Annotated in this window: 15 protein-coding genes; 6 read left to right on the forward strand and 9 right to left on the reverse strand. The window is 58.4% G+C overall.

The features are described 5' to 3' along the window. Positions 1 to 74: 74 nt before the first annotated feature. The 7 genes from FFS09_RS01305 to FFS09_RS01340 all read right to left on the reverse strand — a co-directional run bounded on the left by FFS09_RS01305 (position 75) and on the right by FFS09_RS01340 (position 4,159). Positions 75 to 392 carry a hypothetical protein gene (locus FFS09_RS01305; protein WP_137917061.1) on the reverse strand — a complete coding sequence of 106 codons (318 nt, stop codon included), beginning with the start codon at positions 390 to 392 and terminating at the stop codon, positions 75 to 77. Between the two features lie 4 nt (positions 393 to 396). Next, positions 397 to 867: an A1S_2505 family phage non-structural protein gene (locus FFS09_RS01310; protein WP_212745032.1), complete on the reverse strand. Its 471-nt coding sequence runs from the start codon at positions 865 to 867 to the stop codon at positions 397 to 399. Next, positions 864 to 1,361 carry a hypothetical protein gene (locus FFS09_RS01315; RefSeq protein ID WP_137917062.1) on the reverse strand — a complete coding sequence of 166 codons (498 nt, stop codon included), beginning with the start codon at positions 1,359 to 1,361 and terminating at the stop codon, positions 864 to 866. The genes FFS09_RS01310 and FFS09_RS01315 overlap by 4 nt, the downstream gene beginning before the upstream one ends. 14 nt (positions 1,362 to 1,375) lie before the next feature. Continuing rightward, complete coding sequence (locus tag FFS09_RS01320) at positions 1,376 to 1,648, reverse strand: hypothetical protein (RefSeq protein WP_137917063.1); 273 nt, start codon at positions 1,646 to 1,648, stop codon at positions 1,376 to 1,378. A 17-nt stretch (positions 1,649 to 1,665) separates the two neighbouring features. Then, positions 1,666 to 1,950 carry a hypothetical protein gene (locus FFS09_RS01325; RefSeq protein WP_137917064.1) on the reverse strand — a complete coding sequence of 95 codons (285 nt, stop codon included), beginning with the start codon at positions 1,948 to 1,950 and terminating at the stop codon, positions 1,666 to 1,668. 168 nt (positions 1,951 to 2,118) lie between these two features. After that, complete coding sequence (locus FFS09_RS01330; RefSeq protein WP_137917065.1) at positions 2,119 to 2,481, reverse strand: hypothetical protein; 363 nt, start codon at positions 2,479 to 2,481, stop codon at positions 2,119 to 2,121. Between the two features lie 793 nt (positions 2,482 to 3,274). Beyond that, positions 3,275 to 4,159 carry a zinc ribbon domain-containing protein gene (locus FFS09_RS01340; protein WP_137917067.1) on the reverse strand — a complete coding sequence of 295 codons (885 nt, stop codon included), beginning with the start codon at positions 4,157 to 4,159 and terminating at the stop codon, positions 3,275 to 3,277. A 1,986-nt stretch (positions 4,160 to 6,145) separates the two neighbouring features. On the opposite strand from FFS09_RS01340, the gene recJ reads away from it, so the two are divergent. From recJ to FFS09_RS01365, 5 genes are all read left to right on the forward strand, one after another. Beyond that, positions 6,146 to 8,485, forward strand: coding sequence for a single-stranded-DNA-specific exonuclease RecJ (recJ, locus tag FFS09_RS01345; RefSeq protein ID WP_171019815.1), 2,340 nt, complete (start codon positions 6,146 to 6,148; stop codon positions 8,483 to 8,485). Between the two features lie 16 nt (positions 8,486 to 8,501). Beyond that, positions 8,502 to 8,819: a hypothetical protein gene (locus FFS09_RS01350; RefSeq protein WP_137917069.1), complete on the forward strand. Its 318-nt coding sequence runs from the start codon at positions 8,502 to 8,504 to the stop codon at positions 8,817 to 8,819. 75 nt (positions 8,820 to 8,894) lie between these two features. Beyond that, positions 8,895 to 9,245, forward strand: a complete 351-nt coding sequence (locus tag FFS09_RS01355; protein ID WP_137917070.1) for a Rap1a family protein — start codon at positions 8,895 to 8,897, stop codon at positions 9,243 to 9,245. After that, a complete protein-coding gene (locus FFS09_RS01360; protein ID WP_137917071.1) occupies positions 9,246 to 10,193 on the forward strand; it encodes an NUDIX hydrolase in 948 nt (315 codons plus the stop codon). Between the two features lie 181 nt (positions 10,194 to 10,374). Beyond that, positions 10,375 to 11,229 carry a hypothetical protein gene (locus tag FFS09_RS01365; RefSeq protein WP_137917072.1) on the forward strand — a complete coding sequence of 285 codons (855 nt, stop codon included), beginning with the start codon at positions 10,375 to 10,377 and terminating at the stop codon, positions 11,227 to 11,229. 26 nt (positions 11,230 to 11,255) lie between these two features. Here the strand turns inward: FFS09_RS01365 and FFS09_RS01370 are convergent, their stop codons facing one another. Beyond that, a complete protein-coding gene (locus tag FFS09_RS01370) occupies positions 11,256 to 11,945 on the reverse strand; it encodes a nucleotidyl transferase AbiEii/AbiGii toxin family protein (RefSeq protein ID WP_137917073.1) in 690 nt (229 codons plus the stop codon). A gap of 52 nt (positions 11,946 to 11,997) precedes the next feature. Next, entirely contained in the window at positions 11,998 to 12,516 is a 519-nt protein-coding gene (locus FFS09_RS01375; protein ID WP_137917074.1) for a helix-turn-helix domain-containing protein, read from the reverse strand. 198 nt (positions 12,517 to 12,714) lie between these two features. Between FFS09_RS01375 and FFS09_RS01380 the strand changes: the two genes are divergently transcribed. Further along, positions 12,715 to 13,065 carry a hypothetical protein gene (locus tag FFS09_RS01380; RefSeq protein WP_137917075.1) on the forward strand — a complete coding sequence of 117 codons (351 nt, stop codon included), beginning with the start codon at positions 12,715 to 12,717 and terminating at the stop codon, positions 13,063 to 13,065. The last annotated feature ends 158 nt before the right edge of the window (positions 13,066 to 13,223 follow it).

Consider the following 13,223-nt stretch of genomic DNA (forward strand, 5'->3'; position numbering starts at 1 on the left):
TCTAGCGCAAATCAAAAAACCGGCGAGGAGGGAATCCTTCAGCCGGCTTTTTTGCGGAAGCTGTGATCAGCTAGTTAGTTCTGAAACGGGCTTGGACGTGGATTCGAATGCGCGGAGGGAGTGGCGACCTGAGCGTGGCCTGCCTTGGCTTCGGCGGCAGAAAACTCACGGTTGAGTTTCGCGATTTCACCGCGAAATTTCGTGATGCTGGACTCTGGCAAAACAAGGCGCTTCCCTTCAGGTGTTGGCAGAGCTCCGACGTATCCCCTGATGTTGAAGTAAAGCTCGTCGAAGTGCTTTCCATTCAGGAGGACTTCATACCTCATGTTGCTTTCCGCAAGAGACATGCGACCTGGTGCTTCTCGGAGTTCGATGAATTTCTGCGTGGCCATGGTGTTACCTTGTTCTGAGGATGTTTCTGCGTTGCGATGGTGTCGCGGGGATTGGGGCAGGTGCGCTCGTGTGAGCGAGTGGCATCGAGGTGATGGCGGATTCGAACTCAGGCGGTAGGCAACAGTTGTCAGGGGCGCCAGTGAACATGGGGCCAATCTGCTCCGGCAAGTAACCTGCCAGTCCGCAGCCCACCTTGGTCACATTGAACTGAAGTTGTGGATTTCGTCGAGCAAAATCCAGGAAGTCGGTAACGTGTACCGCGATCTCAGAAAGCTGGAGAACATTGAGCTGCTCATCCTTGGTTGGGATGGCGTAGCTGTTGCCATGCATCCCCACCCCTTTTCCATAGATGGCACCATAGAAGAGCCGCGCATCTTTTGCAGCACCTTTACCGTGCCGGCCCGCGAGGTTGCTGCCAAACACGAATACGGGTTTTGGGCCCTTCGTCAGATGGCCGCCGATTTGAGTCGTCACGGCTTGGACTTTGCGGACTTTGGGGTGGCGTGAGCTGCAAACATTTGTGCTCGCAACTCTTTCATGGAGTCATCCCACACGCCCATGGTCAACTTGCGCGCGTCCTCCGTAAGAACAATACGCTCTTCTTGAGTCAGGGGGCGACCATGACTCATGCCGTTTCCCAGAGATTGTCGAATCTCCGCGAATTTCGCAGTGGCCAGGTGAAAGATGGCGGCACCGCTTGACGCTGATCCAGCAAGGAAGGCTGCAATCCCAAGTTCATGGGGGCCGCCGGCAAGAAGAACACCCGTTGCGGAAACAAGTCCCACGGATGCGAGCTTCAAATTCTTCCCCGCCAAGTCCTGGTGAGTTTTGATTTCGGAGCCGAGGTGGCTGGCTCTCTCCTTGAGCCAGTTCGTGCGCACATCTTCACGTACGCTAGCAGCCATGGATTCGGTAAGAAAACTGGTTTTCAGTGCCTGGGTCTGCAGGAGGGAAAAAACAGCACGCATGTGGATCCTATCGATCAGTTGGGACGAACACTCTTGCGAGTGGCGATTGAAGGCACTTCGTTTCGCACATCACTTGTTGCGTTGTCCCATGCGGCGTAGAGTCGCTGTCGCACAGCTTCAGCAGTTTGCACCGGTGGTTCCGAGCGGATGATTGAGAACTGATCGGAGAGTGCCTTGGACAATGCGCGGCCGATGGCGGTCGCTGAATGCGCCCCCAGGCCTGGCGGTGAAGCCATAGCCGCGGTTGCCCGGGCATGTTCGGAAAGCTCTTTGATGCGTGGATTCATTTCGACTCCAGCTGTTCTCAGTGAACTGCCACTTCTTCGGCAAGCAGGCTACCCACCATGGAGTTGAGCTTGTCTGCGTTTTCGATGAGAGCCGTGAAGTCGGGAATATCCATGGGGCCGGAAACACACATGGCCAAAGAAATTCCGTCAGAGATGTAGCTGATCTGACCGATCGTTTCGAAGAGCGCATTTCGCTCAGCGGCGTCAAGATCAGACTTCCTCTCCAGAAGCAGGCAGAGCTGAAGCCCAGACTGGCGGAGCTCAGAGAGACACGTGGAGGGATCCTTGGACACTTGAGACATGACTCGTGGCCTCGATAAGTATGTGAAAAGGATATCATATACAAGAATAACCAAGTTGTCGTCGCTCTCCCGTGGGGCGGACAAATCGACGGCGGAACCTTTGTGTTGCCAGTGCGCGTTGATGCAACTGGCGCGGGGCTTGTCAATCGCCAGCAGGAACTTCCACGCCTACTTCGAGTTGCGCGATGCGCTGCCCCAGTCGTCGAACTTGGCGCCCTTGCTGGAATTGCCGGCCTTGGTCATCACTCTCAGGTTGTGCTCAACGTGCAGACCGCAAACCTTGCGCCCCTGAAGTGGCACTACATGGTCGACCACGTGCAATGTGCCCGTTGAGGCCGTAATCTCGCGTGCTTGCGCGTAAATCTCGTCGATGGCCTTTTGGTTTGCCCAAGACGGGGTGGCGCGCTGTTGAGCGTCCTTGCGCTGTTGCGAGATGAGATTGAGGATGTCCTTGCGCCGCTGGACGCGAAGTTGTGCGCTTGCATCTCCAGCGGCCGCCTTGGCTATGTCATCGATCTCGAATTGGCGCATCTAGCTTGGCGTCGTGCCCTCGTTGCGTAGCCTTGATGACATGAGCCCAACCAGGGTGTCAACCTCAGTTCATGCCGGTGCAGCATGAAATCAAGTGATTCTGGCGGTCTTCTCGCAGTGAAATCGGCTCCATGCAAAGCGTAAGGATTCTTTAGTTTTGGCGCAAAGCCACTCGAAAAGCGGACTTAACGCCGGCGTGGCGCTCGTTTTGACCCGGTGTCCACCGAAAGCGAAAGAATTCTTTAGTTCCGGGCTCTGTGTCAGATCCCGATCTGCCAGCGGACCTATGAGCTTGTCATCAGCTCGAGTTGAAGCCTCCGGGGTGCGGAACGCCTTACTTGGGCCGCCTTCGGCTTTCGTCGCCGGCCTTTTGCGCTGGCGTTCGGTTATCGCCACTGTTCGTTCGGTGATCGTGGCCACCCTTATTCTTGTTGCGTCCAGACATAATTACGCCGTGGACAAGCCTGGAGAAATTCTCTCCGGCTGCACCCTTCGCAGCGCCAATCAAGCTGTCAAAAAGTCCCATCTACAGTCTCCAGATATGTGGCAATCGACGCCTCCTTTATAGCTGAGAGCTGAGTCTCTGGCCAAGGCCGGTGCGTCCTGCGATGCGATGCAGAGTAGATGCCGCCGTCCAGCCGCCAGTTTTGATCGAGATCTTGGGCTTTCTCCAAACCAGCTGTGAGTTTTTGCAGTCGATCTGCGCCGGCTCACGAAACCAGGGTGCGGGCCTCGCGATCGGACCTCTCACTTACGTCGCTTCATTTACGCGATCCAGTCCGCTGTTTGATCCTCATCCCAGCCTGCAGCTTGCCAGGATCTTGACATCCTCCCCGGCCTGAAGACCGAGGATTCCTACTGCTGTGGATCCCGTGTGAGACAACCTCATACCAGGGCCGTTGCTTCGGTGGCTTCCTGCTTCGCTGGAGCTGCGCACCTCGCCCGAGCTTGACGCTTGGGCGCTGCACGACTGACCTCTCCTCCACAGGCGGCTCGCTGAATTTCTGCTTTGAGCCAGACCGCGTGCCGCGTGGCCAGAATGTTCTTCGCGGCATGAACGTTCCTCGTCCTCTGTGTGACCGCTGGCCACGCCGGTGAAGACCGCCTGGGTCTTTCTGTTCTCAGCAGCCTCGTGGCCACGGATGCGGTGCGTGCGGCTTGTGTACGCCGGGTTGACCAGAATCACCTGGCCACCGCGCAACTGCACCTTGTAGGTGATCTGGCTCGTGAACTCGCCCCGTGCCGCATCCAGGATGCCGCGGTTCAGCCCCGCCGTTGCGCGCACGTTCTTGCCCGGCGCGTCGACCGTCTCGGCGGCGCTGATGTTCGTGTATCGCGCCGCCTTTACCCTGCTGGCTCCTTGTGCAGCCAGCCAACGACCGGCCGACCGTTTGTCCTTCCAGCTCGACGGGGCAGTGCCACTTATCGCGGATCTGCGCCTTCCTTCTACTGACTGAAGGGTGAGGCATAGCAGGCCTAGCGCCTCGCGCAGGCGCAGCCCACTGCCGTAGAGCGGTGCGGACAACGGTGCTTCGGTGCCCGCCATCTGCAAAAGCAGTGTCTGTAACCCCTGCGGCGTCGACACCCCCGGAATACGCCCATGAGTCGTGCAATTTGTTGTTTGAAGCGCATTTTTGCCGCCGAAAGAATTGTTTCGATTGCACGACTTGAGAGCCAAAAATCGAAGTTGACGCTTGCCTGGCGCTCGTTTCTGGGTCTAAACGCATGAAAGCGTAAACATAATTACGCCCATTTTTTCGCTGTTTTGGCCTTGAAATATTCTTCTCGGGCTCTTGATGTTCGCCTGGCATGCGCCATGGCCTGCATCCACTTCGCCTCCATCCTCTTGCGGCTGGGATCTGTGGCTGAATGTTTTTCGTTGATTAGTCCATGTACTTGCCGATTTGCCAACGATCTGGCACGCATATCACCAATCAAAAAATTGCAATTGGCAAGTCTGGCCCAAGATTTAATCAAGGGCCCATCCTTACACTCAAAGCGCTCATTAGTTATTCACGCTTTACCAGGGAGTTTTCCAATATTCTGGAAAAATGTTCGCATATTTGCCCGCGAAAGGTGTTTCTGCGGTCTTGACTTTCTTGCCTGAAATTCTCTGAGCCTCTTGGCAATTTCAATATCGTATTGAACTTGCATCCGTAGTGGTATCGCTCGGATGAGTTGAAGCTCCAATGAAGTTCAATGATTCCTTAGGTGCACCGGAGCATCAAGAGCCCATTGAGCCAACCCTCCGTCCTTGAGTTTGGGTTTCACGTGATAATTGCAGCTAAATATTGGCAGACATTGGTACGTCGCAAAGCGAGTCAGTAATCGCGTTGAATCGCAGCGTGCTCCATTAGACAATGAGCCAACGAGTAGGTGGCCGGCGGATGTCGCCGCTCTTGCTGGCTTTGCTGCTTCACCTGGGATCACGTTTGCGTCATACGCAGATCAATCAAGGACCTAGTGCTGATGGCATGTCCGCCCATCTTGGTGCCAAGTTGGGCCCAACTTGGGCCCAACATGGGACTAGCGACGGTCTCGGCCTGGCAGTCTGGCGCTGGAATTAATCCTGTACCCCTCAAAAACTTCGGCGGGACCAAGTTGGGACCAACTTGGTCCCAACTTGGTCCCAAGTTGGCGCCACGCTGACCTCTGTGGACGATGAATTCAGTCATGGTCCCAACATGGTTCCAAGTTGGCGCCAAGTTGGGACCAAGTTGGGACCAAGTTGGGACCACTCGTGGTCTTAAAGTTGACAGCATGGCAGATAAAAGGTATCGCCAAAAAAGTCAATGTCATTGGACTGCATGTTGGTTGACAATTGCCTCGAAAGCACATCAGTCCCTGGTGAAAATGAAACCGTCTCGAATTTATTCATGGAAATCAATATTTTGGTACTCAGACTGCCGATGTTGAGAGTCTGCATTTCGCAAGCGGCCGTCGTTGAACTGACCGAAAAAAAGGATCGCTGGATGTCTACGTAGACTGGTAACGCCTGAGGGTGGGTTGACAACCTTGGGGTAGTTGTAACGTGGGTACAACTTTTTTTTGCCGGAACCGGACACCTTTTTTGGTTGACAGAGAGGCACTTTAAAGATATCGAAAAATAGGGCTCCAGCCCGGTTCCACGGATTTTTTCAACGCCCACACCAACCTCCGGTCGAAGTAGTACCTGGTGGTGCAGATTTTCTTGGCACCGAGAGATGGTGCGGTCTGGGTGGTGGAGGGTCTCGGGTGAGCGCGTGAGGCCGGGTCGGTGGTGGCGCCTTGGTCTGGTGTGCTATCTCCGACTCTGCGGCGCCGGCCCTCTTCTTGGTGGCGGTGCATGTCCCGCGACCGGCGCGGAGCGCTCTGCCCGGGCGCCGAAGCCCGGAGTGTTTGGGTCAAATTTATTGCCACTGGCGCCCTTCCATTGGGGCCTGTGATTGCCCGTTTAAAGCCCCGGCCTCAATCAACATACAGGGGATTGCGGACAACTTTTCGAGGCCCGCTGATGCACCGTAAAGCCCCGGAACCACGCCCATTGTTTGACCCCGTTGGTTAACGGCGCCGACTGAGAGTTTCCGGTTCCTTTTGCTTCTCCGAATTGCCCTGACGCCACATCATTGGGTGTTGCGAAACCACTGTTCATAAGATATGCTATATGCAGAATCTTGGAGCCCCGATGAAAACCGAAATCGCGCTTGAGCAGCGTCCCTTCAACGACCGTCATGTAGAGCGCCTGAAGGGTGCAGGCATGAACCCATTGATTGCCAAGCTTTATGCGGCCCGTGGAGTTTCTACGCCGTCGGATGCGATGGGTGGAATCGAAAGCCTGCTTCCGGCATCGTCGATGAAAAACGTGACGGCGATGGCCAATTACTTGGCCGATTGCGTTGTTCAGCGCAAGCGTGTGCTGATCATTTCCGACTACGACTGTGACGGTGCTACTGCTTGCGCGGTGCTGTGCATGGCGTTCGGCGCCAGCGGCATGAACTACGACTACCTTGTGCCCGACCGGGCGATCCACGGCTACGGGCTAACGCCTGCGATCGTGGAGGAGGCGGCTGCGCTGGAGATCAAGCCCGACGTCATCATCACGGTGGACAACGGCATCTCATCGACTGGTGGCGTCGCCCGGGCCAATGAACTGGGCATCGAAGTTCTGGTGACCGACCACCACTTGGCGCCGGAGGTTTTGCCCGATGCCAAGCTCATCGTGAATCCGAACCAGCCGGGTTGCGACTTCCCGTCCAAGGACATTGCCGGGTGCGGTGTTGCCTGGTACGTCGCCAAGGCGATGGTGCAGGAGCTCGTGAACCGGGACATGGACCCGGGCTTTGACCCTGATGAGTTGCTGAGCTACGTCGCCATTGGAACGGTGGCTGACGTCGTGAAGCTGGATCGGAACAACCGGAACATGGTTCGCGCCGGCCTGAACATGATTCGCCGCGGCCACTGTGCACCTGGTGTTCTCGCGCTGACGCGGGTCGCCAACAAGTTCATCGGTACGCTTTCGACGTCGGACATTGGCTTCGGCATCGGACCCCGCATCAACGCCGCCGGCCGACTTGATCACATGAAAGCGGGCATTGAGCTTCTGACCACCCTGGATGAGGTCGAAGCCCAGACGCTGGCCAAGCGCCTGGACAAGACCAATGAGGAGCGCAAGGACATCCAGATGGACATCGTGGATGAGGCCGTGCTCCAGGTGAAGGCTGACCTGTCAGATGCTGGGGAGGCGGGAGAGACCCTGTTTTCGATCCTGGCGTACGACCCCGAGTGGCATGAAGGCGTCGTGGGCATCGTGGCCGGCCGCATCAAGGAAGACCGTCACCGTCCGACCATCGTGATGTGCGACGCCTCGGATGGGGATATCAAGGGGTCTGGCCGTTCCATCCCGGGCTTCCACCTGAAGCATGCGCTGGACCGCATCAACATCGAGCACCCTGGCATCCTGAAGAAGTTCGGTGGCCACGCCATGGCTGCGGGGATGACCATTGACCGGGCGCGGCTGGACGAATTCAAGGAAGCGCTGGAGCGCGTCTGCCGGGATGAGATCGCGCCCGAGCTTCTGATCAAGCGGCTGCGCCACGATGGTGAGTTCCCGGCGGAGGCCTTCACGGTCGAGGACGTCCGCATGCTCTCCATGGAGGTGTGGGGCCAGGGCTTTGAAGAGCCGGTTTTCGTCAACGAGATCGATGTGACCGGTGTGAAGCTCATTGGCGAGCTCAAGAACCACCTGAAGCTCGATGGCGCTCTCCATGGGCAGACGGCAACGGTGCTGGGCTTTGGCCTGGGCGATTTGGCCGAATGCGTGCCGGAGAAGATCTCGATCGCCTTCAAGCCCCAGGTGAACAACTTCCGTGGTGAGTCGACGCTGCAGCTGCTGATCGACCACGTTCCGGAGAGCCTGAATCCGGGGCTCGATGAGATCCTGGCCGAAAACGAGGAAATCAAGACACAGCAGGAGCTGGTGCGGGTGGCGCGGATGCGCCAGGAAAAGCTGGCGCTGAACCCGAGCCAGGACCCGGTCAAGATCACGGTGGCCACGCCTGACTTTGATGTGAAGGGTGCTCTTGAGGCGAAGGCCAAGAATCTGGCCGATGCTCAGGCCCAGAGCCGGGATCAGGTTCGGGTCGAAGGATCAGGTGCTCAAGGGGGCGCTGCGGCGGGAGACCAGGTGGCTTCTGCTCGAGGTGGTGATGGGGACGGGGCTGTCGCCCCGGGCCAAAATCCTGATCAAGCTGGGGAGAAGAGGGTTCTGGTCCGTAGGGGGCTGGCTGAAACGGTGGCCTTGGCGGCGGCAGCGTCGGATGGAGTTTCGGCAGTGGCTGCACCTGCGATGGCGCCAGTTGCTCCCGCGGCTCGTGAGGCTGGCACCCTGAGTGCGAATGACGGGGCTTCGGGTCCGGCCGATGTGAGTGAGGCAGGGGCGGCCGTCGGCGAGGCCTCCGCCACCTTGGTGTCTCCGGCGCCACTGCCGGCGCGTCGGTACATCCCGCGCGCTCGGCGCCTGGCCTGAAAACAGTCAGGACGCCATGACTACATCGAGAGCCGGCGAAGCGCAGATGCTGAATCTCTGCTTCGACCTGGCACTTGGTCGCAAAGGCACGGTGCAAAGTGCAGCCGATGCAAATCTGGCCCGATTCGCTGGATCCGTTCTGCGCAGTCGGCTGCCTCAAGAGTCGGCCCGGCTCAAGGCTGCAGCCGAGGAGTATTTCTCCAACAACCCGGAAACGACGGTGAGCTTTGACGAAGCCTTCGATCGAGGGTGGGTCACAAGCTTGCCCCGGCTGCGGGATATGCTCTCAGAGAAGCTTCGTGATTTCACTGCTGGCAGTCACCTCCGAGCGTGAATCTGCTTTCGGTGGCACACAGCCTGATGGCTCGTTACCTCCGCCAACCTCTAAACCTTTTTTCACTACGTTCTCATGAACCTGAAACCAGTCCTACTGTGCGCATCTCTTCTCACCACGCCAGGCTGGGCGGCCAATATTACTTATGACACGTATGTGGCGCATAAGAACGGCCCCGCCATGACCGGACAGCTATATGGTCTCGCCTGGGGGGTGATGGCCGCCAACGGGGTGATGTTCAACAGAACCGGCCAGAAACTGTTCTGCATCCCGGATGACGTGCGAATTGGATCGGACTTCGTTGGAGAGATCCTCGACGCGGAGGTCAAGCGGTCTCCAAATTCGAGGATCCTGCCCATTGAAAACCTGTATATGGGGGGAATCATGGCCAAGTACCCGTGCCCGACACCTGCAGGTCAACGTTGATTGACACGACTCCTTGATGACCGCGCCACATCAGGCTTCTGCTCAAGCAGCTCGACGCCGCCGGTAATGAGCACGGCACCGGCGCACTCAGGCAAGGAATCACTGAAGTCAGTGGTTGCAGAGTATCTGCTGCGCTTCCCCGAGGAGCGGGCCGCCCTCAGGCAGCTGCTCGAGCAGCTCGAAGCCGCCGACGCGGAGCCGGGAAACCTTCTCGATCGCCAGAACATGGCTGGCCACTGCACCTCGAGCGTCCTGGTGCTAAACCAAGCGATGTCGCGCGCACTGCTCATCCACCACAAGACGTACGACATCTGGATCCCTGCAGGTGGCCACCACGAGAAAGACTGTGCAACCCTTCACGAGTCAGCCTGGCGCGAAGTCGCTGAAGAAACGGGGCTGCGGGACCTGCAGGTGATTCCGGGGCTGGGGATGCATCTGCTGGACATCGATACCCACGCTATCCCTGCGAGACCGAGCAAAGGTGAACTCAGCCATTGGCACCATGACTTCATGTTCCTTGGGGTTGCTGGTCACGATTTCACACCCATTGCCCAGGAAACCGAAGTGCACGCAGCTGCCTGGCGCCGCCTGGTCGACCTGGAACATGACCAGGTGGCTCGAAACAGACGGATTTTCGCCAAGGTGATCGCAGCGCTGAAGCTTTCAGCGGCCGCGGCGAATGCGCCAGAGCTCCCCGAGGTGCTGCCGGTAGCTGACGTAGGGCGTTTCGTGATCGACTTTGCTCGGCGCCATGGCGTGCATGCGACTCGGACGAAGCTCGATGAGTTCGCGGAGGCGGTCAGCAGGTTGTCCGGTGACGAAATCAGGCTTGACCAGGTGGGGCAGACGCTCGTTGCGCTTCGAGAGCGAGGCTTGGTGACTGGGGCTCAAATGAACAGGCTCATGTTCAATCACCTGCGCGAGCGCAAGGGGCGACCTGGTCATTGACCACATTTGCGCCTATGCCTGGCCGCGCCTTGGACTTTAGAAAAAATGCGGGATATGGGAGAAACTGAAAATTTTCCTGTGCTACTGCAAATTTTTTGAGTCATCTAGGCCGAGGATTCCCGACCCCCTGGCGCTGTGACGCGGCCGATCGAACAAGTGACCAGTCAAGTGGAGAGAATTCATGGAGATCAGTGAGCAACAGCTCGAAAAGGTCGTCGTTGAACTGCTTCGGCCCGGGTACACCAGGTTCCGGAGGAATCCTGGCAGTGAAAAGGATCCTCGGCTGGTGAAGGGGGTTGAGATCCTCAACAACAGAGGCGACTGGGCGATTTCCTTGTTCAGGAACGTTCACAACGTGGACAACGACGTCGAGATTGCTGTTGCGCCTGCGCGTATTGCTCCTGAGGGCTTGGCCGGCCCGGCGATGAAATGGCTCGAATCGGTGCGCGGCGAACTCAGCCACCGCGAACACGCCCCGCACAAAGGGCCCTACAAAGGGGAAGTCTTTCGGATTGGCTTGAAGCTTGCGGAGGCGCAGACCTTCCTGCGGCGCCTCATGGACGAGATGCTGAAATCGCCTTCCAAGGCGCCGTGGAGTGTGTCGGCACCGGTGCCGGCGGCCGCGGCCGAGCTTGCGGAAGTGCAGCTCCTACCTGTGGATCCTGAAGAGCAACGGGCCCGGGCGATTGCTCACATGGTCGCGATGGCATTTTCAGCTCGAGATCAGTCCGGCCTGGAACGGACCAGCGTTGCCAAGGACAAGCAGGTGAGGTTCGCATCAGCTGAGGAGCTGCGGGCCCATCTGGACCTGCTGTGGAAGTCTGAGCGTTGCGCTCTCTCAGGCGTATGGCTGGACATAACCGGCAGCGATCCTGAGCGGGCGCCATCTCTGGATCGCATTGACTCCGACAAGCACTACGAGCCCGAGAACCTCCAAGTTGTCGCGCGCTTCGTCAATCGCTGGAAAAGTGACGACGAGCAGGGCAACTTTGTTCGCCTCTTGGGGCTCATCAAGGACGCGCCTGCTGACGGCTGACCGAGGCGCCAGTCAGCCTGGTTGCGTTATCGGGGCTTCACCGGCTTCGCTGGCCTCAATGCCTTCTCTGGCTTCTGCCTTTGGTCAAAGGGGTCCAGGTGAAGGCTCAAGATTTTCTCGCGCAGGACATCCGGCACCATCGTCATCTGCATGGCGTTCATGCACTTGACCAGGTGGCCCTCGCGGTGGAGCAGCAGCTCCCGCCCTTTGATGAACGCCTTGTCGATGCTTGCCCCGTAAGCACGTCGAGCCTTCGCGACGCCGGCGCCGACCAGGCGGCCATCTGGCGAAAGCATGGCGAGGTCGATCAGGTCTCGGCTCATCACGCTTTCATCGGCATACCTGTCTGCGTTGGCCATGAGCTTGGTGGCGACCAGGTCTTCCTGGGTGAGGGACCAAACGCCCTCGATCACGTCCTCGGGAAGCGGATCCTTGAGGTCGATTCGTCCTTCGAAGACGATTTCAATTTTCACCGGGACCTGGTCGACCGCGGCGGCCAGCCGGATGCCGTACTGATCGACTCGCGGCACCCGCACGAGCTGCACCGGTTGCTTGAAGAGCCAGGCCTGGTCGAGGACGTTCACCGACTGGCGGACTTCGCGGTAGCCGTCGACCGACGAGCAGATGAGATCGATGACGATCGCCTCTCGGTATTCGCCATGTGACAGAGCGATCGCAGTGCCGCCACCGAAGAAGCAGCGATTCATCAGGAGCATGGTCGCGTCCAGGCTCCTCAGGAGGGCGGCGATTCGATTGTGGTGGTCTCGTTCAAACAAGGAGGACGCCTTTGCCGATGGTCTTGGTCAGCTGCTTGAGGAGCTTGGCTTCCTTGCCAACGATTTTTCCGGGCTCGATGTGACGCCAGTTCCGCTCGTAGAGCTCGTAGACCTCGGCGGGGGTGAGCGCTGCATCGGGATTCCTGATGTGCCAGGCGGCCGCCTCGCGCAGGTGAGGGAGGTCCTGGAGCGAGATCAGCGAAGGCAAGCGTGTTTTCTTCGGCTCCAGCAACTGGGTGTCGCGCAGACGATGACCAACCTTGTCATCACGTGCCAAAAGCATGAGATCAGCCGACAGACCCAGTGCGCCGAGCACCTTGGTGAGGGTGCCCAGGGTGGCGGCTTCAGGCGCGCCCACCTCGAGGCGATTCAGGGTGACTCGAGTGATGCCGGCGGCCAGCGCCACCTTCTCTGCGCTCAGGCCTCTGCGCTTACGCGCCAGGCGAAGTCGGGCGCCCAGGTCCAGCAGGAGCCCGGCATCTTCGGAATCGACCTTTGTGAAGGTGGGCATGCATCGTATTTTATACGAAACACCGGGAAAATGAATCCTTAAATATGCAGAACCGAGACCGCCTGTCTCATGGATGTCGTGGTTGGAAGGTATCCTCGAGGGAATGTGTGCGATGCCTCTTCTGAAGGCCGGCGCGCTCCAGCTTCATGTTTTGTCGACGGCAAAACTACCCTTGAACCCCACCAGGCCCCTTGATCGATGAACCCAAAAGCCCTTGTCCTTTGCTCCGCTCTGATGGCGACGCCCACCTGGGCGCAGCTGACGTACGACATGTACGAGCCCATGAAAGACACCAAGGAGATGAAGAACTACCTGCTCGGGATGATCGGAGGCGTCATGGCGACGCACTATGCGATGAAGGACGAAACGGGCAAGCAGCTTTTCTGCATGCCGCCCACAGAGCGGGTCAACACAAACACTGCGAGCGCCGTCCTGGCGGCCGCGGCGAAGATGCAGCCAGAGTTCACGGGGAAAGCTCCTTTGGAGATGATGTACCTGAACGGTCTCATGCACATCTTTCCTTGCGCCAAGCCCGCCGGGCAGCAGTGAGACGTATGGTGGCCACCGTCCCATAAATGGTCACCTTCACCCAGTGGTTGCGCTTGGCATGGGGCTGCTGAGTCCACCGCCCGCCTGGTGGCGCCTGTCCATCACCAGGTGATTCGAGCGGGGCGTCATTTCGGTCCGAAAGCGGCGAAGATGTTGAC

Origin of the sequence: Hydrogenophaga sp. 2FB, assembly GCF_005503365.1 — a bacterium.
GTDB lineage: Bacteria > Pseudomonadota > Gammaproteobacteria > Burkholderiales > Burkholderiaceae_C > Hydrogenophaga.